Source organism: Pedobacter cryoconitis (genome assembly GCF_014200605.1).
Taxonomy (GTDB): domain Bacteria; phylum Bacteroidota; class Bacteroidia; order Sphingobacteriales; family Sphingobacteriaceae; genus Pedobacter; species Pedobacter cryoconitis_B.
Map to the genome: position 1 here is coordinate 558892 of NZ_JACHCE010000001.1, position 25033 is coordinate 583924.

Genomic DNA, 25033 nt, shown 5'->3' on the forward strand with positions numbered 1-25033 from the left:
ATTCAATTTTATTGTTTGTTAAAAATAGAAAAGGGTCGCCAGATATTATCATAGCAACCCTTTAAGTTTTTGTTATTATTATGTTAAGAGAACCAGGCGGTTACGTCTTCTTTCGAAGGCATAGTCAGCTCCAGTTTTAACTTTTTACGCATACCGCCTAAATCATTGAATACTTTGTTTGGATTGGCCCCTGCTAAATCTTCAACCGTATTGAAACCCATCTTTCTGATCACCTGAACCCATTCAGCAGGGATACCTGCATTCACGAAATCTTCATCAGTAGTGATTTTAGCTTTCTTCTCAGGTCTCATCTGCGGGAAGAAAAGAACTTCCTGAATAGTAGACTGGTTAGTCATCAGCATCACCAGACGGTCAATACCAATACCTAAACCTGAGGTTGGAGGCATACCGTATTCCAGCGCACGGATAAAGTCATCGTCCATTGCCATTGCTTCATCATCACCCCTTGCAGCCAGTTTCAACTGATCTTCAAAACGTTCTTTCTGATCGATAGGGTCATTCAGCTCTGTATAGGCATTCCCGATTTCCTTACCCATCACAAATAGCTCAAATCGCTCTACCAAACCTGCTGAAGTACGGTGTTTTTTAGCCAGCGGAGTCATCTCTATCGGGTAATCCGTAATGTAGGTAGGCTGGATTAAATTAGCTTCTACTTTTTCACTGAATAATTCGTCAACCAGTTTACCGCGGCCCATTGAGGCATCAATCTCTATATTCAGACTTTTGCAGGTCTCTCTCAGCTGCTCTTCGGTCATGGCCGAAACATCGATCCCTGTATATTTCTGAATAGATTCATACATGGTCAGTTTTTCGTACGGGCCTGCAAAGTTAATCTCATGTTCGCCAACTTTAACAATCGCAGAACCATGTGTAGCCAAAGCTACTTTTTCCAGACAAGCTTCTACCATGCCCATCATCCAGATATAATCTTTGTAAGCTACATAGATTTCCATCGAAGTGAATTCCGGGTTATGCGTACGGTCCATTCCTTCATTTCTGAACATTTTTCCGAACTCATATACACCGTCAAAACCAGCAACGATCAGTCTTTTTAAATACAGCTCATTTGCAATTCTCAGATATAAAGGCATATCTAATGTATTGTGATGCGTCTGGAACGGACGTGCTGCTGCTCCACCATGAATGGCCTGAAGGATTGGTGTTTCCACTTCCATCCAGCCCTGCTCATCGAAATAAGCTCTCATGGTATTGATTACCTTAGAACGGGTGATGAAGATCTGTTTAAAGTCAGGATTTACGGTCAGATCTACATAACGCTGTCTGTATCTTAATTCAGGATCAGTAAAACCGTCAAAAATGTTTCCGTCTTCGTCACGTTTTACAATTGGAAGAGGTTTTAATGATTTGGACAGTAATTTGAATTCAGTAACGTGTACTGATATTTCGCCAGTTTGTGTGGTAAAGACATAACCTTTAATCCCGATGAAATCACCAAGATCAAGCAGTTTTTTGAAAACTGTATTGTAAAGTGTCTTATCCTCATCAGGACAAAGTTCGTCTCTCTTTAAATAAACCTGGATACGACCTGAAGCATCCTGTATTTCTACAAATGCTGCACTGCCCATAATACGGCGGGTCATGATTCTACCTGCAAAACTTACCTTTTGATAAGCGTCCTTATTACTTTCGTAATTAGCCAGTATATCGGCTGCATTTGTATTGATTTCATATCCTTCAGGTGGATATGGGTCAATTCCCAGTTCACGCAACTGAGTGAGCGCATTTCTGCGCAGTATTTCTAATTCTGATAGTCCTGTACTCATATATGTTATTATATTCGGCTGTTGCCGGATAAGCTCAAATTTGCAAAGCAATGGAATGCTATATTCAATTGCTTTGCAAAAATAGTAAATTAGAGCCTGTTTTTTAGAAAAATAAAAGGATGTGGTTATTCTGTAAATTCAAAGCTTGTTATTCGGCTTCTACTGATTCAGTATATAACTCGTTAATCGCCTCTGCATAGATTTTCTCTACTACTTTACGCTTTATTTTCATAGTAGGGGTGATCTCTCCGTCTTCGATACTGAATGGGTTTCTTTTGACTTTGAAGCTTTTGATACGCTCAAATTTTGATAACTCATTGGATAGCTTTCTGATATCCTGTCCGATCCAGTCTATAATTTCTGGCTCATTGATAAAGATATCAGGCTGTAAAAAGAAAGCATCCGGTAAGTTGAATTTCTCCTGCAGACTTTCTCTGTTTGGGATAATGATTGCAGTCAGATATTCTCTTTTATCGCCTATTAAAAACAGGGAATCTATCTTAAGACTTTTCAGATATATGTTCTCTACTGGTGTAGGATAAACATTTTTTCCATAAGCATTAACGATCATGTTTTTCAGACGGTCTGTGATCTGCAGGTTACCTTTATAGAAACGACCGATATCACCAGTATGGAACCAGTTGTTTTTATCAATGGCTTCAGCAGTTTCTGCTGGTTTATTGAAATAACCCTGCATCACGCAATGGCCACGTACTATAATTTCACCTTCTGCACATTCAAAATCTTCTTTAAAAGATTCGTGGGTTTGAATGCTGATCATTTCTTTGGTTTCAATATTCTGTATAGCGACCTCTATGCCCGGAATAATGCGGCCTACGGTTCCATAAACCTGTCTGTCGTATTCTGTTACAGACATAACAGGAGAGGTTTCTGTCAGACCAAATCCTTCGAGGATCTTGATACCCAGGTTACCGAAAAACTCCCCTACGTTTTTAGGAAGGGCAGCCCCGCCTGAGATCATAAACTTTAATCTCCCGCCGGTTTTTTCTTTGATTTTGCTGAATACTAATTTCTCTGCGACTCTTTTTTCTACGCCTAAGATCAAACCTGGATTTTTACCTGCTTCGATTTTATGACGATAGTTCTGTCCTGTCTCTAATGCCCAAAGGAATATTTTGGCTTTTAAACCACCTTCGGCAGTACCACTTTTAATGGCTTTATCGTGGATACGTTCTAATAAACGGGGCACACAGCTCATGACTGTAGGCTTGATTTCGGCCATGTTTTTTGCCAGTAATTCCAGGCTTTGTGCATAGGCAATTTTACAGCCCTGGGCACAGCACACATGATAGGTTGCTGTCCGCTCAAAAACATGGGATAATGGCAGGAATGATAAGAATACGTCAGTTTCGTCAATAACCGGGATCTGCTGCAGACATACTTTTACGTTTTCTACGAAGTTGCTGTGAGACAGCATCACTCCTTTAGGTGTACCTGTAGTGCCTGAGGTATAGATTAAAGAGGAAGTATCTGAAGGACGTAATATTGATCTGATTTCTCTGATTTTAGCCTGGTAGGTTGAAACGAGTTCTTTTCCCTGGTTTAAAAGGTCTTCGAAACTGAGAATAGTTTTATCCAGTTCTTCTGGAACAGTTGTTTTGGCATATTCAGCGAAAGCTGGTATTATATATTGTAATTGTCTGCAGTTATCTGCGATTTTAAGTATCTTTTTATATAAAAAAGGATTACCAACCAGCAGTGATTTTATTCCTGAATCATTGATAATGTATTCAACTTCCTGTTCGGACAGCGTAGGGTATATGGATACGTTAATTGCACCAACTTGCTGAATACCCTGATCATAGTAAACGTAATCCGGACCGTTTTCTATCATCAATCCCATTCTGTCACCTTTAGCTATTCCTTTTGATAAAAAAAATGCAGCTACTGCATCTGCTTTGTCAAGAGTTTGCTTAAATGAAATATTCTCCCACTCGTTGTTTTTTTTGTGGATTAAGAAAGTTTCTTCAGGTTTGTGAATGTTTTCTACTACGTTTCTTAATAAGCTGGGAACCGTAGAAGATTCGTTAAATGAGACCATATTATTTTTTTTGCGAGGGCAATAATAAAGTTTTTTAGACTAATAACACAATAGGTGAGTTATAAACAACTGAAATACAGGAAATGTTTGAGGTAGAGGGTTGAGCTATTTATTCAAAATGTTTTTTTAGGTTGTCAAAAAATCAGTAAGTATTATTTAGGGTTTATAGTGATAAGATTAGGCAATCACCATATTGCCTTTCTGGTCTTTTACATGATAATTTGCTGATCTTGTTTTTTTTTTGCTGGTTAATTTATTGTGAAATAATATTGTTTCTTTGAAATAATAAATTAATCTATATTAGTGTCATGTTTACTTTAGGTGGTGGTAAATGCTGATTTGTGTGTTCTTGGGTTAATTATTGAGTTTGCTACCCAAACTGATCTCTATATATTATAACTATCAATAGTTTCAAAGTAATTATAAAAATATTATTAGAAATAATAACTGCCTTTTAAGAATTAACGCCTCATGAGATTAAGATATTTTGGTTCAATTTTGTTAGCCCTATTTTTAGTTAGAAGTATTGCTTCTGCGCAGGTTCCTCAAGACACGTCACTGATTGCTTATACAGGTCAAAACTAAATAACAGCCAAAAGAAGTATTACACTTAAGCCTGGATTTCATATTCCTGCAGGAAAAAATTAAGAATTTATACCGCTGCAAGTTTTGAGAAATGGGTAAATATTTCCAGTAGCCCAAGTACTGATCAGAATTATATCCTGACCAGGGTATTCAAAATACCGGATATCAAAGATGATGCGGCTGCCCGTTCGAATAGTTATACGACCAGTGAGGTTAACCAGACTATACAGTATTTTGATGGATTAGGGCGGCCTGTACAGACCGTTATAGTTCAGAGAAGTCCTGGTTTTGCCGATGTTGTACAGCCGGTTGTCTATGATGCTTTTGGTCGTGAGGCTACAAAATATTTGCCTTATGCTACTGCCAGTACTGGCGGTACTTACCGTACAGATGCGGTAAGTAAACAAGGGACTTTTTATAATAGTGTGCATCCTGGGCTTGCTACCACAGCTTATCCTTTTAGCCAGATAGTTTTTGAACCTTCATCTTTAAATCGGGTGGTAGAACAGGGGGCTCCTGGTGAACCGTGGCAGCCTGCTTCCGGACATACGCAGAAAATCGAGTATGGGACTAATGGCGATGAGGTAAAACTTCGGGTGATCAATACAAATGGTGCCTCTGCTGCGGCTAATTATTTAGCAGGGAAATTATATAAAACCACGACTAAAGACGAGAACTGGAAAACGACAGATTTAAAAGCAGGTACTACGGATGAATATAAGGATCTGGAAGGCAGAGTGGTTTTAAAGCGTATCTGGGAAAGTAATACGCAAAGTCTTTCTACCTATTATGTTTATGATGACCTGGGTAATTTACGTTATGTATTACCTCCGGGAGTTGGTGCAAACAGTAGTTTTACCGAAACAGATGATGTGTATAACCAGTTCATTTATGGTTATCAATATGATGGTCGTAAAAGAGTAGTTTCAAAGAAGATTCCTGGTAAAGGTCTGAAAACTATGATTTATAATAAACTCGATCAGTTGGTTTTAAGTCATGATGCGAACCAGTTGGCAGGTCGGTGGACATTTACCAAGTATGATGCTTTTGGGCGGGTGGTAAGTTCTGGTTTGTGTACAGGAAATAGTGACAGAGATGCTTTACAGGGAACTGTCAATGCTCAGGAGGTACTTTGGGAGCAAAGAATAGCATAGTTGTATCGGTTATGATAATCTTTCTTTTCCGCAGGTTGCTATGTAATTACCTGTTGCTTCCAAAACACAATGATGATCTGTATTTTTAAAAGAGTTAATGAACTTTTTAACTCCTTTTAAGTCATTAGTGTAAGTGTGGGTTAGGTAGACATTAATTGAGGATAAGCAGCTACAAATGTGTCTTTTGAAATGTCAATTCCAATAAACTTCATAACTTTAATATTGAATAAACAATAATACATCTTATAAACTATCGTCACATACACAGGCTCATAGCCTACCGAACTATTCAGTTTTGAGATGTAAAAACGCATGGGAGCAGAAAGTGTCAACCGGTATTTATTACCAACAGTTCATCGGCTTTATTCCATGCGTTTTTTATTTATACAAACGTACGACAGTTCAATTTACACTACCAAAAAAAAGCAGTAGTTTATTTACAACTACTGCTTTTAAAAGAAGCCTGAACTCCCTCTTATATTATGATTCAGTGTTAAACTGAGAAACTTTCTCCGCAACCGCATGTACGGCTTGCATTAGGGTTATTAAAGTTAAACCCTTTCCCGTTTATTCCGTCTGTGAAGTCAAGTTCTGTGCCGGCCAGATATAAAAATGATTTCATATCCAGTGCAATGCGGATTCCTTTATCTTCAAAAAACTGATCTCCTGTTTTCTCCTCATTATCGAAATCTAAATTGTAGGATAAACCTGAACAACCACCACCTTTTACTGAAACACGTAAAAAGTACGTAGTATCCATTTGAGACTCCTGCATTAAGTTATCAATCTTGCTCTTCGCTTTATCTGTTATGGTGATCATATGCTTAATTATTTAAATTTGCTGACCTGGTATTATTTTTTAGTGGTGTGATTTAGGCAATGCGATTGGTTCCATGCCATTTTTAACACGGTAATCGTTGATTGCTGATTTAATCGCATCCTCTGCTAATACCGAACAGTGAATTTTTACTGGTGGCAAAGCTAATTCTTCAACGATATCCATGTTGTCAATCGTCATTGCTTCATCAACAGTTTTACCTTTTAACCATTCAGTTGCTAAAGATGAAGATGCAATTGCTGAACCACAACCGAAAGTTTTAAATTTCGCATCAGTGATTACATTGTTTTCATCAACCTCAATCTGAAGACGCATCACGTCACCGCATTCTGGCGCGCCTACTAATCCTGTACCAACTGATTTGCTATCTTTATCTAATGTACCAACGTTACGGGGGTTGGTATAGTGTTCCATTACTTTTTCTGAGTATGCCATTTTATTTTTCGCTAAAACTCCTGTTAAAGAGCTTATTTCTAAATGTTTTATTTATAGATGAATGTGATTGAGACTAGTGCTCAGCCCACTCAATTTTGCTTAAATCAATTCCTTCTTTAAACATTTCCCATAATGGAGAAAGGTCTCTTAAGTGATTCACTGCTTTCTTTGTATTTTCGATCGCGTAATCAATTTCTTCTTCTGTAGTGAAACGGCCTAAACCGAAACGAATAGAAGAATGCGCAAGATCATCAGAAAGGCCTAAGCTTTTTAATACATAAGAAGGCTCTAATGAAGCCGAAGTACAGGCAGAACCTGAAGAAACAGCTAAATCTTTCATCGCCATCATCAATCCTTCACCTTCAACATATTTGAAAGAGATATTTGCTACATGCGGTAAACGGTGTTGTGTATTACCATTCACATAACTTTCTTCCATTACTGATAATGCGCTTTCCAGTTTATCTCTCAATGCAGATAGACGTGCTGCTTCTGCGTCCATTTCTAAACGGCATAATTCACATGCTTTACCTAAACCAACAATACCAGGTACGTTTAATGTTCCTGAACGCATACCGCGCTCATGACCACCACCGTCCATTTGTGCTGTTACTTTAACCCTTGGGTTTTTACGGCGTACATATAATACACCAACACCTTTAGGCCCGTACATTTTGTGTGCGCTGAATGCTAATAAGTCAATGCCATCTGCATTTACATCTACAGGTATTTTACCTACAGCCTGTGTCGCATCAGTCATAAACAAAGCACCATATTTATGTGCAATTGCAGAAATTTCTTTGATTGGCTGAACAACACCGATCTCATTGTTACCATACATGATCGTAACCAGGATAGTTTGCTCAGTCATTGCAGCTTCTAATTCAGCAAGGTTGATTAAACCATCTTCCTGGACCTTCAGATAAGTAACTTTTGCACCTAATTTCTCCAGGTGTTTACAAGTATCCAGAACCGCTTTGTGCTCAGTAGTTGCAGTAATAATATGATTACCTTTATCCTGATACATCTCAAACACACCTTTAATACCAAGGTTGTCTGCTTCTGTAGCTCCTGAAGTGAAGATGATTTCTTTTTCAGTACAGCCAATTAGTTTAGCAGCCTGCTCACGTGCATAGTCAACACCCTCTTCTGCAACCCAGCCAAAGGCATGGTTACGGCTTGCGGCATTACCAAATTTGGTGGTGAAGTAAGGCAACATTGCTTCAAGCACTCTTGGATCAAGGGGAGTTGTTGCGTTATTATCTAGATAAATAGGAAGTTCCATTGTATATAATTTATTCTTTTAATATACAAATGTACGAAAAAAGATTGCCAAAGAATGTAATTAATGCCTGTGAAGATGAACTGTATATATGCATTTTTACATTCGTTTAACGTTTATACAAATGACATGGATAATATTCATGCAGAATGAAAAGATTAAAGAACGAAGGCTTTGTACTGTTGAATGAAGAACCTAAATTTGGTGCCGGTAATAAATTCATCTGCTTTACATATCCTGAAGGGATAAATGGAGTACTGATTGAAGGGTATCAGGAAATAAAATATATATTTAATGGACGATCTTAAAGCACTCAGCAGAATTATAGGAAATGATTTTGAGCTTGAAAATGAGCTGTCTGCAGAACAACTGAGAGAAAAAATGGTACATGCTTTTTCCTGGTTACTGGATAATGACATCTCTAAAATGATGAATATATTATATCGCACGGATGTGGACGAGGAAAGATTAAAATCTTTATTGATCGGCCGCTCTCAACTGCCTTCGGCAGAAGTGATTGCAGATGAATATATTAGGAGGCAGATGCAGAAAGTAGAAACGAGAAAAAAGTATAGTACATAATTTTTTAATAATGCTTGTAATTAAAAAATATAATTAGGATATTTGCAACCTTCAAAATAAGCGACAAATAAGTACAAATAAGTATATATTCATTATGAAAAAAGATCTTCACCCTTCAAACTATAGATTCGTAGTATTTAAAGATATGTCTAACGAATACTCTTTTTTAACTAAATCTTGTGTTGAGACTAAAGAATCTGTGACTTGGGAAGATGGTAACGAGTACCCTCTTTATAAATTAGAGATCTCACATACATCTCACCCTTTCTATACTGGTAAAATGAAACTGGTAGATACAGCTGGTCGTATCGATAAATTTAAAACTCGTTACGCTAAGAAATAATTCTACAGTTATAAGAAATTATTTTAAAGTCCCGATGCTAAGCTTCGGGACTTTTTTTATTTTTGCATATATTATAGACTGGTAACATGTTTCAGAGAGCAATTAAAAAATCTGAAAAACAAGCCACCGAAAAACATAATAACAACAATAAATGAACATTAATTTATTTGATGATCACAGTGCTTTATCTTTAAGACCGCTTACGTTTACCCGGCCTGTGGCCGATCTGCGGATCGGAATATTGACCATAGCTGAAAAATGGGAAAAATATTCATCTGCTGCAGTTGGTTTCTGTACTTCTGGCTATCTTGCTGTCAAATATAAAATCCGTCCTGATGCGGATACCTATATCAATGGTTCTATCTGCCCTGATTTGCATCTTTTTGATGCTATTGCTGCATTGCAAAGCGGGGAAGTACTCTCTCAGGATACAATTATAATAGCTTATAAAGTTAATCCGGGCGAACTACTCAGTTTAGCAGAAGGCGCTTTATTACGCCCTGTTCACTATAGCGGGACTTTCACCCAAATCGTATTTCCTGAAGATATTTTTAAAAATAATGACGTACAGCTGCGTGCTGACTTTGCGCTTTTAACAAAGGGCAGGGTTTCAGCGAAATTAAGTGCAACGAACACTGTGCTTGGAGATCAGATCTTTCTGGAAGAAGGTGTGGAGGCAGAATGTGCTACTTTCAATACTTTGACCGGGCCTGTTTACCTCGGGAAAAATTCGCAGGTATGGGAAGGCAGTCATATCAGGGGCTCTTTCTCTTTGGGAGAAGGTTCAAGAGTGAAAATGGGCACCAAGATTTATGGACAAACGACTGTCGGACCGTTCAGTACGGTAGGCGGAGAGCTTAATAACGCAGTGATCTGGGGATATTCCTCTAAAGGTCATGAAGGTTACCTGGGGAATTCTGTGATGGGCCAGTGGTGTAATATCGGGGCTGATTCGAATAACTCTAATCTTAAGAATAACTATGCAGAAGTTAAGTTGTGGGACTATGAACAATTATCTTTTAGAAAGACAGGTTTACAGTTCTGCGGTTTAATTATGGCTGACCATGTGAAATGTGGTATAAATACAATGTTTAATACAGGGACTGTGGCCGGTGTAAGTGCAAATGTATTCGGTTCCGGGTATCCAAGAAACTTTATTCCTGATTTTGCCTGGGGAGGACCGCAGGGATTTGATGTTTATGCACTTGAAAAAATGTTCGCAACCACAGAAAAGGTCTTCGAACGTAAAAATGTTGAATTTAATCAAATAGAAAAAGATATATTGGCATCAATTTTTGAATTAACTTCGATTTATAGATCTTTTTAAGAGAGTTTGTGTATTTTTATCACCTATATATGTAATTGCAAAAACGAATTGGTTGTTTTGGAGTCAAAATATAACTTTAAGTATTAGAAAATAGGATTACAGTTAAAATAATATTAGATTTAATTATGAGAAAGAAAATAGTAGCAGGAAATTGGAAAATGAATACGGACTATGCAGAAGGTATTTCATTGTTCTCAGAAATCGTTAACATCGTAAGAGATGAAAAAAAAGGCGATCAGATTGCTATCATATGCGCTCCGTTTATTCATTTAAACAGCTTGTCAAAATTAGGCGGAGATACCGTTAAAATTGGTGCTCAGAACTGTCACCAAAAAGAGAGCGGTGCTTTCACAGGTGAGATCTCGGCTAAAATGATCAAGTCAGTTGGTTGTGAATATGTAATTATTGGCCATTCAGAGCGTCGTCAGTATTTTGCTGAAAGTGATGCTTTACTTGCTGATAAAACTAATATTGCTTTAGCAAATAACTTACTGCCTATTTTCTGTATTGGTGAAACATTGGATGAAAGAAATAATGGTAATTTCTTTGAGATCCTTAAAGGACAATTAGAAAATGGTCTTTTCCATTTATCTGCCGGAGAGTTTTCAAAAGTAGTTATCGCTTATGAGCCAGTTTGGGCTATTGGAACAGGATTAACTGCTACTGCTGAGCAAGCTCAGGAAGTACATGAATTTATACGTGCAGAGGTTGCCGGTAAATTTGGTGAAGCTGCAGCCGAAGAAACTTCTATTTTATATGGTGGTAGCTGTACGCCTAAAAATGCACCGGAATTGTTTGCACAGAAAGATATTGATGGCGGATTAATAGGAGGAGCATCTCTTAAATCACGTGATTTCGCTGACATTGTTAAAACGTTTAACTCTTAATGCAGTACATTCAGGTCACATTCAGCTTCACACTTATTGAGGAGTACCAACAAGACTTATTAATTAGTGAACTGGCTGAGATTGGGTTCAATACATTTGAGGATACAGTTAATGGTTTCTCTGCATTTATTGACTTCGATAGTTATAATAAAGAAAACTTAACCGAAGCTCTCTTTCAGTTTGAAGGAGAGTTCGAATATAATTATACAGTAACAGAAATTGCAGCGGAAAACTGGAATGAGGAATGGGAGAAGAATTTCGAACCCCTTATTATAGATGAAACCTGTTATGTGAGAGCTACTTTTCATCCGGCGCAGCCAGCTTATAAGTACGAGATTGTTATAGATCCTAAAATGGCTTTTGGAACTGGTCATCATCAGACTACAACCATGATGATGCGTTATATCCTTGAAACAGATGTTGCAGGAAAGCATATTCTGGACATGGGATGCGGAACAGGTATCTTAGCTATTCTTGCTGCTAAAAAGGGTGCTGAGAAATTAGTTGCAATTGATAATGACGATGTTTGTTATCTTAGCGCCATAGAAAACTCTGCACTGAACAATATTCATAATATCACTGCTTTATGCGGTGGAAAAGAAACTATTCCTGCTGATGTCTACGATATTATCCTGGCAAATATAAACCGTAATATTTTATTGGATCAGATTCCTGTATATGCGGATGTATTAAAAAGCGGGGGAGAAATCTTCTTTAGTGGATTTTATGAATCTCCTGATCTTGAAATGATAAAGGACGCTTGTGCGCAACTGGGCATGAATTATCTGAATCATAAGAAAATAGGAGACTGGGTAGCCGCCAGGTTTATAAAGGCGTAATAAAAAAAAGTATTTTAATTACTTTATTTTTTTTAATATTTGAGAATGCGAATACATTTTATAGCTATCGGGGGCAGTGCAATGCACAATCTTGCAATAGCTTTGCATAAGAAAGGCTTTATCGTAAGTGGTTCTGATGACTTGATCTTTGAGCCATCCGCAAGCAGACTTTCCAGATTTGGAATTTTTCCTGAACAACTGGGCTGGCATGAAGAATTAATTACGCCCGATCTGGATGCTGTTATTTTAGGAATGCACGCACTTACTGATAATCCTGAATTACTCAAAGCTCAGGAACTGGGAATTAAGGTCTATTCTTATCCTGAATATATCTATGAACAGACAAAAGATAAGCTTAGGGTAGTTATTGGCGGCAGTCATGGTAAAACAACCATTACGTCGATGATTCTGCATGTACTTAATTATTATAAAAAGGATTTTGATTACCTCGTAGGTGCACAGCTGGAAGGATTTGATACGATGGTAAAGGTGACTGATTCGGCACCGTTAATTATTATCGAGGGAGATGAATATTTAGCTTCTCCAATTGACAGAAGACCAAAATTTCATTTATATAAAGCTAATATCGCTGTAATCAGCGGTGTAGCCTGGGATCATGTGAATGTATTTCCTACCTTTGAAAATTATCTTCATCAATTTGACCTTTTTATTGACACCATTGAGCCCGGAGGCAAATTATTCTATTGTGAGAATGACAAGGAATTACACACCCTTGTGGTAAATTCTCGTAAAGAAATTGTTAAGACCGGATACGAAATACCTGCACACTGCGTTAACAATGGTATAACCTATTTAATGCCCGAAAATCTGCCACTGAAAATTTTTGGTGACCATAACCTAATGAATTTAAGTGCAGCGAAACTGGTTTGTAAAGAGATAGGAATTAGTGAAGATGATTTCAATAATGCAATTACTTCATTTAAAGGGGCTGCAAAACGTCTTGAATTGTTAAATACGGAAAATAATACTAATATTTATAAGGATTTCGCACATTCTCCTTCAAAATTGAAAGCCACCATTGAGGCGGTAAAGTCACAATTTGAGGAAAGAAAGTTAGTTGCTTGTATAGAATTACACACATTTAGTAGTTTAAATAAAAATTTTTTACTGCAATATGCAGATACGATGATCCGGGCTGACAATCCTATCGTATATATAGATATAAAAACATTTCAACAAAAAAAAATTAAGCCTTTCACGGAAATAGATGTTCAAACAGCATTTAGAAACGATAAGCTTACTTTTTTTGACAATGCCTCTACTCTTGAGCAATACTTAAGAGGGTTAAATTTTAGTCACACCAACCTGCTGTTAATGAGCTCAGGGAATTTTGGAGGGATGGATTTAGTCAAACTGGCACGTGAGTTGAATACTTAAAGAACAAAACACACCTAAATTTATAACAATGAACATCATCGGTAAGAACATCAGACAGCTCCGTCAGAAAAATGGATGGAGTCAGGGCGAAGTCGCTAAAAGACTTAACATCTCAATTCCTGCATTTTCAAAAATTGAAACAGGTATTACAGATATTAATATCTCAAGGCTGGCTCAGATTGCTAATCTTTTTGAAGTCTCAACAATGGACATTATCTCTAAAGAGGGCGAAAATCCTCAGTCAGTTAATTTTGAAGAGATCAATAATCTGAAAGCGAAGCTATCACTGAGAGAAGAAGAGATCATCAAACTTCAAAAGAAGGTTATTGATCTTTACGAAGAAATCAGAGAAAAATAGACAAATCTTAAAAGCCTGCTTAGATCTAAGCAGGCTTTTATATTTAAAGAGATCTAAGAAAAGATCTTCCTCATTGTCAGGTGACGCTTTCCAAACACAGCACCGGTAGCTTCATGAATAGAAAGCATTTTATCATTGAAGTCGCCCACCCAGGATAATTCGAGTTCATCGTACTGGTCCAAAGGCAAAACATATTCTTTTAATTTAATAAACAGGGCGGATTCTAATCCGTGTTTCTGATAAGCAGTTTTTGTACCCATTACAATTGCTCTCATTCTATTTACACCTTTCCATCTCCTGTATACAAATTTTAGTTTTTCTATCAAACCCAGCTTCCCTTTGAAATCCTTAATCATTTGATTAGCATCGGGTATGATAACAACGAAAGAAGCCGGTTCTCCGTTTAGGTATGCGAACCAAATCAGTTTCTCATCCATTATAGCCTCCATCTGTTTGAAACTCTCTTGTAGCGTCTCTTTTTTGATCGGGACAAAATTCTCAAAGTCTTTCCAGCCATCGTTATAGATTTCCATCAGATCCTGTACATACTTTTCTGAATTCTTTTTAGAGAAGTGCTCAAAAGTATAACCTGGTTTATTGGCTACCCAGGTTGCAATTTTAGTAAAACGTTCCGGAAAAGGATTTCTGACAGCCAGGTGATTGGTGATTTGCTGATAAGAGGTTACAAATCCGTATTTTTCAAAAAATGCCTGGTAATAGGGAGGATTATAATTCATACCGTAGGACGGAGAAGTAAAACCTTCGACAAGCAGACCCCAGAAGGTATCGTTTTCACCGAAGTTAATCGGACCGTCCATAGCCTGCATTCCTTTTTCTTTTAACCACTGCTCTGCAGCTTCAAATAGTTTAAATGCGGCCTCTATATTATTAATACATTCAAAAAAGCCCATTCCGCCTGTTGGCTGCTCATAGTTAAATGCTTTTTTGGTATTGATAAAAGCTGCAATTCTTCCAATTGTCTTTCCCTGCTCATCTTTCAATATCCATCGGGTACATTCGCCATGCTTAAAGAATACATTCTTTTCAGGATCAAATGTTTTTTCTACATCCTGGTCCAGCGGACAAATCCAGCTCTGATCATCCTGATAGATATAATGAGGTACCTGGAGAAATTCTTTTTTTGTCTGTGAACTGGAAACGGAAATTAACTGCATGTATTCAATCGGGTTTAAAGGGTTGTCTGTATGCGGATATCCACAAATAAAAAAAAAGCATCTTTTTTATAAGATGCTCTATATGGGTTAACAGGGATACTTACTTAGTAAGTATCATCGTCATCATCTGAATCAAAGTCGTCGAAGGTATCAAGATCATCTAATGGAAGATCAAAGTCATCATCATCGTCGTCAAAAGTTTTCTTCTTCTCGATGGAGTCATAAGAATTCTCATCATTCATCTCTTTGTCCTGTGCCTGATCATCTAATGAACTTTTCTTAACAGATTTTTTTGGAGTTGTCATTTGTCTTAAATAAAATTACCAGAGGTTGTTGATACGTTAAATTTACAATAAATCTTTTTAAATAGCATCGAAGCTGTTTTTTTATCATTTATTGCTCACCCAAATTTAACATAAAAAGCTTTTCAAAAAAAGAACTTTTTTCAAATTTTGGTGGAAGTTTTTCAAGGCCTTGCTGATCAGATCGATAGTCGGGCCCAAAAAAAAAGTGGTAAAGCTTTAACTTTACCACTTTTAACACACAAATGAAACCTGAATTGAGATAAGTTTTAGGTTAGGTTAAAAATATCTTTTGCCAATTCTATAAGAACGCGTTTTACAAACTTTGTTTGTTTTAATATCTATAACAAGTTTAATGCAATTTTCATTTCAAACGAATAATAGTTAGTAAGTGGTAGGTATCATTGAGTAAACGGTAAATTCTACCTGTTTGGGACTAAAATAGAGATAGTTGTACCCGAATTACCGTTCTGTTTAATGCTGATTTGTATAGGATTTGCTTCAATCTGGTTGATCAGATTGATCCTTTCCTGGGTCAGGCTCATGCCTTTACTCTCATGTTTGTCTCTTTTTACAAGGAGTGAATTGTCTATACCTATACCGTCATCAATGATTTGTATCAGTAAGTTATCATCTCCTTCTGGCTGAATAACAATGGATATTTTTCCTCCATCTTCTTTAGGCATCAGGCCATGCCAGATCGCATTTTCTATATAAGGCTGTAAAATCATGGACGGAATCATGGTCTCATCCTGATCGATTTCTTCTGAAATATGAATGGTATAATTGAACTTTTCTCCAAATCGTTTCTTTTCAAGTGTAAGGTAAAGAGAGAGGTATTCAATTTCTTCTTCTATGGATATAAAACTTTTGGTACAGATGTCCAGGTTTTTTCTGATCAGCCTTGCAAAACCTGTTAAGATCTTATTAGCTGATGAAGTATCTTTAGTATTGATATAATGCTGGATTGAATTCATCACGTTAAAAACGAAATGCGGATTCATCATCGCCTGCAATGCCTGTTGCTCCAGCATCAGTATTTTATTTTTCAATAATAACCGCTGCTGTTCTTTATCTTTTTGCTGTTGGGTTACAATAACGGCAATTTTATAGAAGCTTATGCTTGCGATTAAAAGGATAAGGAATATAAACCACCAGGTTTGCCAGAAGTGTGCTTTTAAAACGAAACTTACAGCTACTGGTTTGCTCCACTGACTATTATTGGTCCTTGCACTGAGTTCAAATTTATAAATACCAGGTTCCAGAGAGGAGAATTCCAGTCTTCTGTTCCTGGTTTCTGTCCATGCATTGTTTTCTTTTAGTCTGTACCGGTATAGAATATAGTTGTTTTGAAAATCCAGGGCACTGTAATAAAAGGTAATATTGTTGTCTGCTGGTGCTAAATTGAAGGAGTCGGAGTTGATACTTAGTGGTTTCCTGTTATTGATGATTGCAGAAATCAAGACTTTTGGAACTTCTTTATTTCTGTCAAAAGGGGTATTGGCTAAGAAAACCAAACCATGATTGGTAGCAAAATAGGCTGTATCCCTGTTGATATACAAATCGTTGATATCATTGTCCAGCAGGTTGTTGGTATATTCGAATGATTCGACCGGGTTTTTTCCGTTCAGGAAAATCCTGTTGATACCGCCATTGGTAATTACCCAGACGTGGTCTTTTTGAATAAATATTTTTTTGCAGATATTGTTGGCCAGCCCGTCTTCTCTGGTGATCTGTCTGATCAGCAGATTGTCTTTGAAGAAAAGAAGTCCATATCCGTCTGTGGCCAATACTATGGTTCCGTCCGGCAACTGCGCAATATCACTAATCCTTTTAGTGAGCAGGGGGTGGCGCTGATAGTGTCTGATCAGTTTTCCTGATGATAATTCAGCGAGGCCATTGACGTTGGAAAACCAAAGATTATCGTCTTTGTCATAATAAACGCGGTAAGCCCGGTTGCTAAAGAAGTTTTCTCCTTCTTTATAATTTGATGAGGTAAATGATAGTTTATGAAAGGGATCATTTAACATGACTACACCAGATGACAGTGCCATGGAAAGCTGGTTTTTACTGCTGATACCAAAACTTTTGAGTACATAACCTGAGTTGTGGGTTTCCTGAAGATATCTGATGTCTTTTGCCTGGCTCTGCTGATTTGTATTGAACATTCCCAGGCCGTAATCAGAACTGAAAAAGATTGTTTTTCCACTGGAGTCAGTGCTGATCTGTTTAATGCTGTTGAATTTCTTCTTATCAGGAATATCAATGGTGATGACTTTGCGGGCAGGTTTACTCAGCATATTGATCTTCCCATTATCCAGTCCTAACCACAATCTGCCCTGATAATCCCTGATGACGCTTTTGACGATATTATTACTCAGGCCATAGTGATTATCTATAGTATAAATTCTTTTTGATTTTTTAGGCAGCATGTAGATCCCGTTGCTTGTGGCAAACCACATGTTCTCTCTGTTGTCCCTGATGACCTGGTTAGTAGTGAGGTTATGAAGATAATGTGTTTTTGTGCCATCTGCTTCGAGATGATAGACTCCTGAATTGGTTGTTAACCACAATTCCTTTTGGCTTTCTGCATAGAAATATCCTGGATTATCGGCCAGTAAAGAACTATCAATCTTCATGGTTAATATTTGACTTGCCCCGTTTTTGAAGTTTAATCCTTTTTTATCCAGAAAATACATCGTTCTGTCCGGCAGATTTTTGGCAGTTTTATAGGATAGCGAGTTGGCACTTATTTTGGTTTTGCTAAATTCTTTTCCGTCAAAAACGCGTAGGCAATGTGCACTTAATGCCCATATTCTGCCCGTTTGATCTTCGTAAATGAAAGTATTGATAAACTGGCTGGAAGGATCGGCAGAGGTGTATTTTGTTAATGATTTTCCATCCCATCTGGCCAGGAGGTTTTTGTTGGTTCCAAACCAGATATTCCCTTTGCTGTCTTCAAAAAATGAAGTGACAACACCATTGAATTTTAAAAATTTAAGTAATTTATTATTGTTTTCATTGTAAATGACCCCGTTCTGAAAATAACTAAGCTGACCATTTAGTGCGGAGAACCAGATTCTGCCGGAACGATCTTCATTTAAACGGATAATCTGGTTGTCTGGCAATCCATCATCAATTGAAAACGTTTCAAATACTTTTCCGTCAAAACGGCTTACCCCAGCATCTGAAGCTACCCATATATATCCTTTTTTGTCTTGCAGGATAAAATAACAGCTGTTACTTGGCAGACCATCTTTGGTACTGTAATGTTTGATAAAAGTAGTCTGGGCATAGCAGTATACACTTGAAACAAGTAAAATAACTAAAAGAGTTATTCCTTTAACAGGGAAAGCTTTTACTTTATTTATCACTGGTGAAATTGGTGTATTGTTTGACTTTTTCTGCAAAAATGCTTGCCCTGCGCCTCGATACGGCAATTTTCTCTCCATTTTTCAGCAAAACTTCGAGGCCATTTCTGGAATTGTATTCTTTCAGGTAATTTAAGTTGACGATGCTTGATTTATGGATACGAATGAATTGATTTTCTGGCAGAATCTCTTCATAATCTTTCAAAACTTTGGAGACGGTGATTTTATCCCTGTTATCCAGATGAAAGATGGAATAATTACTATCTGCCTCGATATGAATAATTTCATTGAGGTCAATTAATGTATATCCCTGTCCATTTGGTAAACTTAATTTTCGAATTTCTGTCCGGTCCGCTAAATTAATTGCTAAATTTTTTAAACGCTCATTCCGGTCAGTTTCCTGGTCAATCAAACGTATTAGCCTGGAAGCTTTTTCTACGGTTTCTTTCAGCTCATCAATGTCTATTGGCTTGAGTAAATAGTCTAGTGCATTGGCTTTAATTGCCCGGAGTGCATACTGGTCATAGGCAGTCGTGAAAACCACTTGTGTATTGTTTAATTTAGCGTCTGGTATGAGTTCAAACCCGTTTTTACCAGGCATAGCAATGTCCAGGAAGATCAAATCCACCTCGTGTAAAGAGAGCAGTTCGCGTGCCTCATCTACTGATTTTGCTATCCCTGAAATATGCACATTTTCACAGTTTTCCTGTAAGAGAAAATAAAGTGAAGAGCGCGCAAATTCTTCATCATCTACTATAATTACATTGAACACAAGCTGATATTTTATAAGGTGAAATTATCAAAAAAATAGGGGAGTCAAGAATTTTTCTTGCAAAGTCGAAAACCAAAGCGTTTTATCTACCGTATGTCACAGTATAATCATGGGGGCCCTCACATTGTTGAACCATATTATAAAAATATTTCTTATGAAAAGTTTACAAGAACAAGAGACAGAATTACTGCATCAGGAAAGCGGTATTCTGACTGCCAAACTGCAACGCAGATCTTTTCTGCAATATGCAGGAGCGGGGGTGGCAGGTGTGGCTTTAATAGCTGCTGGCTGTAAAAAAGATCATAATAATACTCCAGGGCTCGATACTGGTGTAGATTTAGGTAGCGGTGATATTGGTATATTAAACTATGCTTATGCACTGGAACAATTAGAGGGGGCATTTTATGCTGCTGTGATTGCAAGTCCTTATACTGGTATTTCTACTGCAGAACTTTCATTACTGACTGATATCAGGGATCATGAGCTTGCACATAGAGAGTTTTTCAAAAAAGCTTTAGGTGCAGGGGCAATTGTTGGTCTGGATGTGAATTTCTCTAGTATCAACTTTGCAGACAGAACGAGTGTATTAACAACTGCCAAAGCATTTGAAGATCTTGGGGTTTCAGCTTATAACGGAGCTGGTAAACTGATCAAAACGGCAAAATATCTGGAGGTTGCAGGTAAAATTGTTTCTGTAGAAGCACGTCACGCCGCATTAATCCGTGATTTAATTTCCAATGGAAGTTTTGCTGACTCAACCGCCGTTGATGCCAATGGACTTGATGGTGCAAGAACACCTATCCAGGTTTTAACCATAGCTAAGGCTTACCTTAAAACTCAAATTAACGCATCTAATTTACCTACTTCTTAATTCTGGAAATCATGAATATCATTAACATATTAGAAGAAATTGAAAAAGTGGATGCAGAAGTGTATGAACGTCTGAATCCACGCAGAGAGGCCATGAAATCATTTTATGGATTTGGATCAAAAGTAGCTTTGGCTGCGCTTCCAATGGCTCTGGGTTCTATGTTCAAAAAAGCTTATGGACAAACTACTACAAGTGTAATCGATGTATTGAACTTCGCTTTAACTTTAGAATATATTGAATATAATTTTTATCAGACAGGTATCAATACCGCTGGATTAATTCCTGCCGGAACACCTGCTGTAGCAGCAATTAATAATATCCGTGATCATGAATTAGCACACGTTAATTTATTGAAAGGTGCAATTACTGGTTCTGGAGGTACTCCTGTATCTTATACTGCTGCATCTTTTGATTTTACTGCAAAAGGTAATTTTCCAGCTGTATTTACAGATTATCCAACTTTCTTAGCAGTAGCCCAGGTATTTGAAGATACTGGTGTAAGAGCTTATAAAGGTCAGGCTACTGCACTGATGAGTAGCCCTAGTGTATTGCAAACTGCTTTACAAATTCACTCGGTTGAAGCGCGTCATGCTTCTCATATCCGTCAAATGCGTAAAGCACCTGCCGGCGGTGGATTGACTGCTTTAAAACCATGGATCACTGGTGCAAATGATAGTGGTGTTGCTGCTGCAGCTGCAAGTTATGCAGGTGAAGATAATGTAACTCAATTAGATATTAATATTCCAGGTCTTGGATTCTCGGTGAATGCTTCTACTGAAGCATTTGATGAGCCATTAACAATGCCTCAGGTACTTGCAATTGCAAGTCTGTTTATCAAATAATATTTTTTGAATGGGGATATAATGTGAAGGAAGAGAGTGTAAAACTCCCTTCCTTTTTTTATGGAATGACTAATAGTTAATCACCTGTTCTTCTAAATGTTCTGGAAGATCACGATAATTATACTGCTGACCTCTTAATTGAGGCTCAAAACCAGCTTCTCTGATAGCATCCTGTATTCCTTTTGCTGTAAAACGGTGTGGTGCACCTGCAGCAGAAACTACGTTTTCTTCAATCATGATAGAGCCAAAATCATTGGCACCTGCATGTAAACAGAGCTGCGCTACATTTTTACCTACTGTCAGCCATGAAGCTTGTATATTTTTTACGTTTGGAAGCATAATTCTGCTCAATGCAAGCATTCTTACGTATTCATCTCCCGAAACATCATTGGTAATTCCTCTTAAACGTTTTAATAGAGTACCGTCATCCTGAAATGGCCATGGAATAAAGGCTAAAAACCCTTTGGCATGTGCTGGTTTTTCACTTTGTACTTCTCTGATCCATACCAGATGTTCAAAACGTTCATCTATAGTTTCCACATGACCAAACATCATGGTTGCAGAAGTCGTGATATCCAGCTGGTGAGCTGCACGCATTACATCCAGCCATTCCTGGCCGCCACATTTTCCTTTGGAGATCAATCTGCGAACCCTGTCATTCAGAATTTCTGCACCTGCACCAGGTAAAGAATCCATACCTGCCTCTTTCAAAGCACTTAAAACTTCTGTATGGGTAAGTTTCTCCAGTTTCGCAACATGTGCAATTTCTGGTGGGCCTAAAGCGTGTAATTTTAGATCAGGGTAAAGCTCTTTTAATTTTCTGAACAGATCAGCGTAAAATTTAAGTCCAAGATCAGGGTGATGGCCGCCCTGAAGCAATAACTGATCACCGCCAAGACGGAAAGTTTCTTCAATTTTAACTTTATAGGTCTCTATATCTGTGATATAACTTTCGTCATGTCCCGGTCTTCTGAAAAAATTGCAAAACTTACAGTTGGCAATACAAACATTGGTTGTATTGACATTTCTATCAATTTGCCAGGTAACTTTTCCGCTTGGCACTTGCTTTTTTCTCAGCTCATTGGCAACAAAAGCTAAATCAGCTGTAGATGCATTGTGGTACAAAAACACGCCTTCTTCTTTAGTTAAAAAGTCGAATTGCAGGGCCCTTTGTAATAATTCGGCAGTATTCATACAGCAAATATACCATTTGTTCTGCTGTTTTTATTTCACGAAATTATCACATTTAGCCAAAATCATTATTCCTATATTTGGCAGTATATATATTTTTATGGTAGATTTTAATCGTTTTACACTAGCTAATGGGTTACGTGTTCTGGTGCACGAAGATGATACAACTCCTATGGCTGTATTGAATATCTTATATGATGTAGGTGCAAGAGATGAGGAAGAGGGTAAAACCGGTTTTGCGCATCTTTTTGAGCATCTTATGTTTGGAGGATCAGTGAATATACCAAGCTATGATGAGCCTTTGCAAAGAGTGGGAGGAGAAAATAATGCTTTCACGAGTAATGATATTACAAATTATTATGTCACTTTACCGGCTACTAATATTGAAACGGCTTTCTGGTTGGAAAGTGACCGGATGTTAAGTCTTGCTTTTTCTGAGAAAAGTCTGGAAACACAACGTAATGTGGTTTGTGAAGAATTTAAGCAAAGATATTTAAATCAGCCTTATGGCGATGTATGGTTGAAATTAAGACCGCTCGCCTATAAAAAACATGCCTATCGCTGGGCAACCATAGGACAGGATCTTGCGCAAATCGAAAATGCTTCGATGGATGATGTAAAGGCCTTCTTTAAAAAGCATTATAATCCGCAGAATGCCATTATGGTAGTGGGTGGAAATGTGAAAACTGAAGAGATTAAGTTATTGGCAGAGAAATGGTTTAGTCCTATTCCTGCTGGTGATAAATATGTGAGAAATTTACCTCAGGAACCTGTTCAGAAAGATGCACGTAAAGAAACTGTTCATGCTAATGTGCCTTTAAATGCATTTTACATGGCTTTTAAGATGCCTGCACGCAGAGATGCTGATTACCAGGTTTATGACCTTTTATCTGATGTGCTTTCTCAGGGACAATCTTCGAGATTATATAATAGCTTGTTGAAAGAACAGCAATTGTTCAGTGATATTCATGCTTATATTACCAGTAGCCTGGATGAGGGATTGTTTATCGTAGAAGGAAAACTGAGTGAGGGTGTAGAGATAGAAACTGCTGAGAAAGCTGTTTGGGCAGAATTGGATAAGATTGCTACGGAAGAGGTGAGCCAGATCGAATTGACAAAAGTGAAAAATAAGTCGGAGTCTATCATGGTATTTGCTGAAATGAGCCTCCTTGATAAAGCAATGAATCTTGCTTATTATGAGTTATTGGGTGATGCTGAAGGGTTAAACACTGAAATTCAGAAATATCTTGCTGTTGATGCGGCAAGAATACTTCAGGCTGCCAAAAAGACTTTCGTTAGAGAGCAATGTTCAACTTTATACTATTTAACTTCAGAGAATGCTTAACCGAACCCTTATACCTGAATCAAGACAGGTAAATGATATCAATTTTATTGCTCCGCAAAAACAGGAATTAGCTAACGGAATTAAGGTGTTTACGGTGAATGCCGGAAAACAGGAGCTTGTCCGTATAGAATTTGTATTTGAAAATGTAAACTGGGACCAGTCTAAACCATTACAGGCAATCGCTGTAAACCATTTGATTAATAATGGTACAGATAAGCTTACAGCAAGGGAAATTGCTGATCAGGTAGATTATTATGGTGCATTTCTGCAAACTGATTATGGTGCTGATCAATCGAGTATCAAGATATATACACTGAATAAACACCTGGGATCGGTATTGCCTATTTTGTGGTCTGTATTGAATGAGAGTATTTTTCCTCAGCAAGAACTGGATATCTTTAAACAAAATCAGCAGCAGTCACTTAAGGTAAGCTTGCAGAAGAATGATTTTGTGGCCAGAAAGAACTTTGCCCATGCTATTTTCGGGACTTCAACTTATGGTTCTGATATTAATGTAGAAGATTACCAGAAAATCGAAAGAGCTGATCTGGTTGCATATTTCAGTGCTGCCTATAAGCCTGAAAACTGTACCATATTTGTTGCCGGAAAATTTGAAGCAGCTGAATTTGATTTGCTAAACGCAAATTTTGGTAAAGGATGGAATAATCAGGCGGAGTCAAAAATTAATGAGTTCTCTTTTGATAGTACTATAAAAGGCGAAGTTTTTATTGAACGTCCTGATGCTATTCAGTCTGCTATCAGAATGGGGACTTTAAGTATCAACAGATCTCATGCTGATTTTGCAGGTTTTCAGGTGATGAACTGTCTTTTGGGAGGGTATTTTGGTTCAAGACTGATGGCAAATATCCGTGAAGATAAAGGTTATACTTATGGGATTGGTTCTGCTATTGTTTCTTTAAAAGATGCGGGATACTTTTTCATCGCAACAGAGGTTGGAGCAGATGTTTGTACCAGTGCACTAAATGAAATAGAGAAGGAAATTTCTTTACTGAAATCAGATTTAGTTGCCGAAGAAGAGCTGAGCCTTGTGCGTAATTATATGCTAGGTTCAATGCTTGGAAGTCTGGAAAATGCTTTCTCTCATGCTGATAAATTCAAAAACATCTATTTCTCAGGCCTTGGGTATGACTATTATGATAATTATATTCAAACTGTAAAATCGATTACGGCCGAAGAGTTAAAAACTCTGGCTAATAAATATCTGAATACTGAAGACTTTACTAAAGTTGTGGTAGGGAAGAAGTAAGA

23 protein-coding genes are annotated in these 25033 nt (G+C 37.5%); 13 read left to right on the forward strand and 10 right to left on the reverse strand.

Features of this window, described 5'->3' with window-relative positions:
- Positions 1–83: 83 nt before the first annotated feature.
- Positions 84–1805 carry a lysine--tRNA ligase gene (gene lysS, locus HDE68_RS02645; protein WP_183878629.1) on the reverse strand — a complete coding sequence of 574 codons (1722 nt, stop codon included), beginning with the start codon at positions 1803–1805 and terminating at the stop codon, positions 84–86.
- A 148-nt stretch (positions 1806–1953) separates the two neighbouring features.
- On the reverse strand, positions 1954–3867 hold the full coding sequence (locus tag HDE68_RS02650; protein WP_183878631.1) for an AMP-dependent synthetase/ligase: 1914 nt from the start codon (positions 3865–3867) through the stop codon (positions 1954–1956).
- A gap of 809 nt (positions 3868–4676) precedes the next feature.
- On the opposite strand from HDE68_RS02650, the gene HDE68_RS02655 reads away from it, so the two are divergent.
- Entirely contained in the window at positions 4677–5606 is a 930-nt protein-coding gene (locus HDE68_RS02655; RefSeq protein ID WP_317617686.1) for a DUF6443 domain-containing protein, read from the forward strand.
- Positions 5607–6099: 493 nt separating this feature from the next.
- Here HDE68_RS02655 and HDE68_RS02660 read toward each other — a convergent pair whose 3' ends face one another.
- The 3 genes from HDE68_RS02660 to HDE68_RS02670 form a co-directional block, all read right to left on the reverse strand.
- On the reverse strand, positions 6100–6426 hold the full coding sequence (locus HDE68_RS02660) for a HesB/IscA family protein (RefSeq protein WP_041884819.1): 327 nt from the start codon (positions 6424–6426) through the stop codon (positions 6100–6102).
- 39 nt (positions 6427–6465) lie between these two features.
- Positions 6466–6879, reverse strand: coding sequence for a Fe-S cluster assembly scaffold IscU (gene iscU, locus HDE68_RS02665; RefSeq protein WP_183878635.1), 414 nt, complete (start codon positions 6877–6879; stop codon positions 6466–6468).
- 73 nt (positions 6880–6952) lie between these two features.
- On the reverse strand, positions 6953–8164 hold the full coding sequence (locus tag HDE68_RS02670; protein ID WP_183878637.1) for an IscS subfamily cysteine desulfurase: 1212 nt from the start codon (positions 8162–8164) through the stop codon (positions 6953–6955).
- 146 nt (positions 8165–8310) lie between these two features.
- On the opposite strand from HDE68_RS02670, the gene HDE68_RS02675 reads away from it, so the two are divergent.
- The 8 genes from HDE68_RS02675 (at position 8311) to HDE68_RS02710 (ending at position 13895) form a co-directional block, all read left to right on the forward strand.
- The gene (locus HDE68_RS02675) at positions 8311–8469 is read left to right on the forward strand and encodes a hypothetical protein (protein ID WP_183878639.1); all 159 of its coding nucleotides are present in this window, start codon (positions 8311–8313) and stop codon (positions 8467–8469) included.
- Positions 8456–8743, forward strand: coding sequence for a hypothetical protein (locus HDE68_RS02680; RefSeq protein ID WP_183878641.1), 288 nt, complete (start codon positions 8456–8458; stop codon positions 8741–8743). The genes HDE68_RS02675 and HDE68_RS02680 overlap by 14 nt, the downstream gene beginning before the upstream one ends.
- Before the next feature lie 94 nt (positions 8744–8837).
- The gene (locus HDE68_RS02685; RefSeq protein ID WP_041884831.1) at positions 8838–9086 is read left to right on the forward strand and encodes a type B 50S ribosomal protein L31; all 249 of its coding nucleotides are present in this window, start codon (positions 8838–8840) and stop codon (positions 9084–9086) included.
- 151 nt (positions 9087–9237) lie between these two features.
- Entirely contained in the window at positions 9238–10413 is a 1176-nt protein-coding gene (locus tag HDE68_RS02690) for a putative sugar nucleotidyl transferase (RefSeq protein ID WP_183878643.1), read from the forward strand.
- A gap of 125 nt (positions 10414–10538) precedes the next feature.
- On the forward strand, positions 10539–11300 hold the full coding sequence (gene tpiA, locus HDE68_RS02695) for a triose-phosphate isomerase (RefSeq protein ID WP_183878645.1): 762 nt from the start codon (positions 10539–10541) through the stop codon (positions 11298–11300).
- Positions 11300–12139, forward strand: a complete 840-nt coding sequence (gene prmA, locus HDE68_RS02700) for a 50S ribosomal protein L11 methyltransferase (RefSeq protein ID WP_183878647.1) — start codon at positions 11300–11302, stop codon at positions 12137–12139. Before tpiA ends, prmA begins: the two co-directional genes overlap by 1 nt.
- Before the next feature lie 45 nt (positions 12140–12184).
- A complete protein-coding gene (locus HDE68_RS02705) occupies positions 12185–13537 on the forward strand; it encodes a UDP-N-acetylmuramate--L-alanine ligase (RefSeq protein WP_183878649.1) in 1353 nt (450 codons plus the stop codon).
- 28 nt (positions 13538–13565) lie between these two features.
- Complete coding sequence (locus tag HDE68_RS02710; RefSeq protein WP_041884843.1) at positions 13566–13895, forward strand: helix-turn-helix domain-containing protein; 330 nt, start codon at positions 13566–13568, stop codon at positions 13893–13895.
- Positions 13896–13948: 53 nt separating this feature from the next.
- On the opposite strand, the gene HDE68_RS02715 is transcribed toward HDE68_RS02710, so the two are convergent.
- From HDE68_RS02715 to HDE68_RS26615, 4 genes are all read right to left on the reverse strand, one after another.
- Complete coding sequence (locus tag HDE68_RS02715) at positions 13949–15070, reverse strand: GNAT family N-acetyltransferase (protein WP_183878651.1); 1122 nt, start codon at positions 15068–15070, stop codon at positions 13949–13951.
- 104 nt (positions 15071–15174) lie between these two features.
- Positions 15175–15375, reverse strand: coding sequence for a hypothetical protein (locus HDE68_RS02720; RefSeq protein WP_183878653.1), 201 nt, complete (start codon positions 15373–15375; stop codon positions 15175–15177).
- Positions 15376–15794: 419 nt separating this feature from the next.
- Positions 15795–18746, reverse strand: coding sequence for a two-component regulator propeller domain-containing protein (locus HDE68_RS02725; RefSeq protein ID WP_317617679.1), 2952 nt, complete (start codon positions 18744–18746; stop codon positions 15795–15797).
- The gene (locus HDE68_RS26615; protein WP_183878657.1) at positions 18736–19515 is read right to left on the reverse strand and encodes a LytR/AlgR family response regulator transcription factor; all 780 of its coding nucleotides are present in this window, start codon (positions 19513–19515) and stop codon (positions 18736–18738) included. Before HDE68_RS26615 ends, HDE68_RS02725 begins: the two co-directional genes overlap by 11 nt.
- 154 nt (positions 19516–19669) lie before the next feature.
- On the opposite strand from HDE68_RS26615, the gene HDE68_RS02735 reads away from it, so the two are divergent.
- Positions 19670–20386: a ferritin-like domain-containing protein gene (locus tag HDE68_RS02735; RefSeq protein ID WP_183878659.1), complete on the forward strand. Its 717-nt coding sequence runs from the start codon at positions 19670–19672 to the stop codon at positions 20384–20386.
- A gap of 11 nt (positions 20387–20397) precedes the next feature.
- Complete coding sequence (locus HDE68_RS02740) at positions 20398–21228, forward strand: ferritin-like domain-containing protein (RefSeq protein ID WP_183878661.1); 831 nt, start codon at positions 20398–20400, stop codon at positions 21226–21228.
- 69 nt (positions 21229–21297) lie between these two features.
- On the opposite strand, the gene mqnC is transcribed toward HDE68_RS02740, so the two are convergent.
- Entirely contained in the window at positions 21298–22422 is a 1125-nt protein-coding gene (mqnC, locus tag HDE68_RS02745; protein WP_183878663.1) for a cyclic dehypoxanthinyl futalosine synthase, read from the reverse strand.
- A 97-nt stretch (positions 22423–22519) separates the two neighbouring features.
- On the opposite strand from mqnC, the gene HDE68_RS02750 reads away from it, so the two are divergent.
- Both HDE68_RS02750 and HDE68_RS02755 read left to right on the forward strand, forming a co-directional pair.
- The gene (locus tag HDE68_RS02750) at positions 22520–23764 is read left to right on the forward strand and encodes a M16 family metallopeptidase (protein ID WP_183878665.1); all 1245 of its coding nucleotides are present in this window, start codon (positions 22520–22522) and stop codon (positions 23762–23764) included.
- Entirely contained in the window at positions 23757–25031 is a 1275-nt protein-coding gene (locus HDE68_RS02755; protein WP_183878667.1) for a M16 family metallopeptidase, read from the forward strand. The genes HDE68_RS02750 and HDE68_RS02755 overlap by 8 nt, the downstream gene beginning before the upstream one ends.
- Positions 25032–25033 lie beyond the last annotated feature (2 nt).

What these genes read in the sequence shown, in the direction of transcription:
- lysS (WP_183878629.1), bottom strand. Translation starts at nt 1,805, where the DNA reads ATGAGTACAGGACTATCAGAATTAGAAATACTGCGCAGAAATGCGCTC.
- HDE68_RS02650 (WP_183878631.1), bottom strand. Translation starts at nt 3,867, where the DNA reads ATGGTCTCATTTAACGAATCTTCTACGGTTCCCAGCTTATTAAGAAAC.
- HDE68_RS02660 (WP_041884819.1), bottom strand. Translation starts at nt 6,426, where the DNA reads ATGATCACCATAACAGATAAAGCGAAGAGCAAGATTGATAACTTAATG.
- iscU (WP_183878635.1), bottom strand. Translation starts at nt 6,879, where the DNA reads ATGGCATACTCAGAAAAAGTAATGGAACACTATACCAACCCCCGTAAC.
- HDE68_RS02670 (WP_183878637.1), bottom strand. Translation starts at nt 8,164, where the DNA reads ATGGAACTTCCTATTTATCTAGATAATAACGCAACAACTCCCCTTGAT.
- HDE68_RS02675 (WP_183878639.1), top strand. Translation starts at nt 8,311, where the DNA reads ATGAAAAGATTAAAGAACGAAGGCTTTGTACTGTTGAATGAAGAACCT.
- HDE68_RS02680 (WP_183878641.1), top strand. Translation starts at nt 8,456, where the DNA reads ATGGACGATCTTAAAGCACTCAGCAGAATTATAGGAAATGATTTTGAG.
- HDE68_RS02685 (WP_041884831.1), top strand. Translation starts at nt 8,838, where the DNA reads ATGAAAAAAGATCTTCACCCTTCAAACTATAGATTCGTAGTATTTAAA.
- HDE68_RS02690 (WP_183878643.1), top strand. Translation starts at nt 9,238, where the DNA reads ATGAACATTAATTTATTTGATGATCACAGTGCTTTATCTTTAAGACCG.
- tpiA (WP_183878645.1), top strand. Translation starts at nt 10,539, where the DNA reads ATGAGAAAGAAAATAGTAGCAGGAAATTGGAAAATGAATACGGACTAT.
- prmA (WP_183878647.1), top strand. Translation starts at nt 11,300, where the DNA reads ATGCAGTACATTCAGGTCACATTCAGCTTCACACTTATTGAGGAGTAC.
- HDE68_RS02705 (WP_183878649.1), top strand. Translation starts at nt 12,185, where the DNA reads ATGCGAATACATTTTATAGCTATCGGGGGCAGTGCAATGCACAATCTT.
- HDE68_RS02710 (WP_041884843.1), top strand. Translation starts at nt 13,566, where the DNA reads ATGAACATCATCGGTAAGAACATCAGACAGCTCCGTCAGAAAAATGGA.
- HDE68_RS02715 (WP_183878651.1), bottom strand. Translation starts at nt 15,070, where the DNA reads ATGCAGTTAATTTCCGTTTCCAGTTCACAGACAAAAAAAGAATTTCTC.
- HDE68_RS02720 (WP_183878653.1), bottom strand. Translation starts at nt 15,375, where the DNA reads ATGACAACTCCAAAAAAATCTGTTAAGAAAAGTTCATTAGATGATCAG.
- HDE68_RS02735 (WP_183878659.1), top strand. Translation starts at nt 19,670, where the DNA reads ATGAAAAGTTTACAAGAACAAGAGACAGAATTACTGCATCAGGAAAGC.
- HDE68_RS02740 (WP_183878661.1), top strand. Translation starts at nt 20,398, where the DNA reads ATGAATATCATTAACATATTAGAAGAAATTGAAAAAGTGGATGCAGAA.
- mqnC (WP_183878663.1), bottom strand. Translation starts at nt 22,422, where the DNA reads ATGAATACTGCCGAATTATTACAAAGGGCCCTGCAATTCGACTTTTTA.
- HDE68_RS02750 (WP_183878665.1), top strand. Translation starts at nt 22,520, where the DNA reads ATGGTAGATTTTAATCGTTTTACACTAGCTAATGGGTTACGTGTTCTG.
- HDE68_RS02755 (WP_183878667.1), top strand. Translation starts at nt 23,757, where the DNA reads ATGCTTAACCGAACCCTTATACCTGAATCAAGACAGGTAAATGATATC.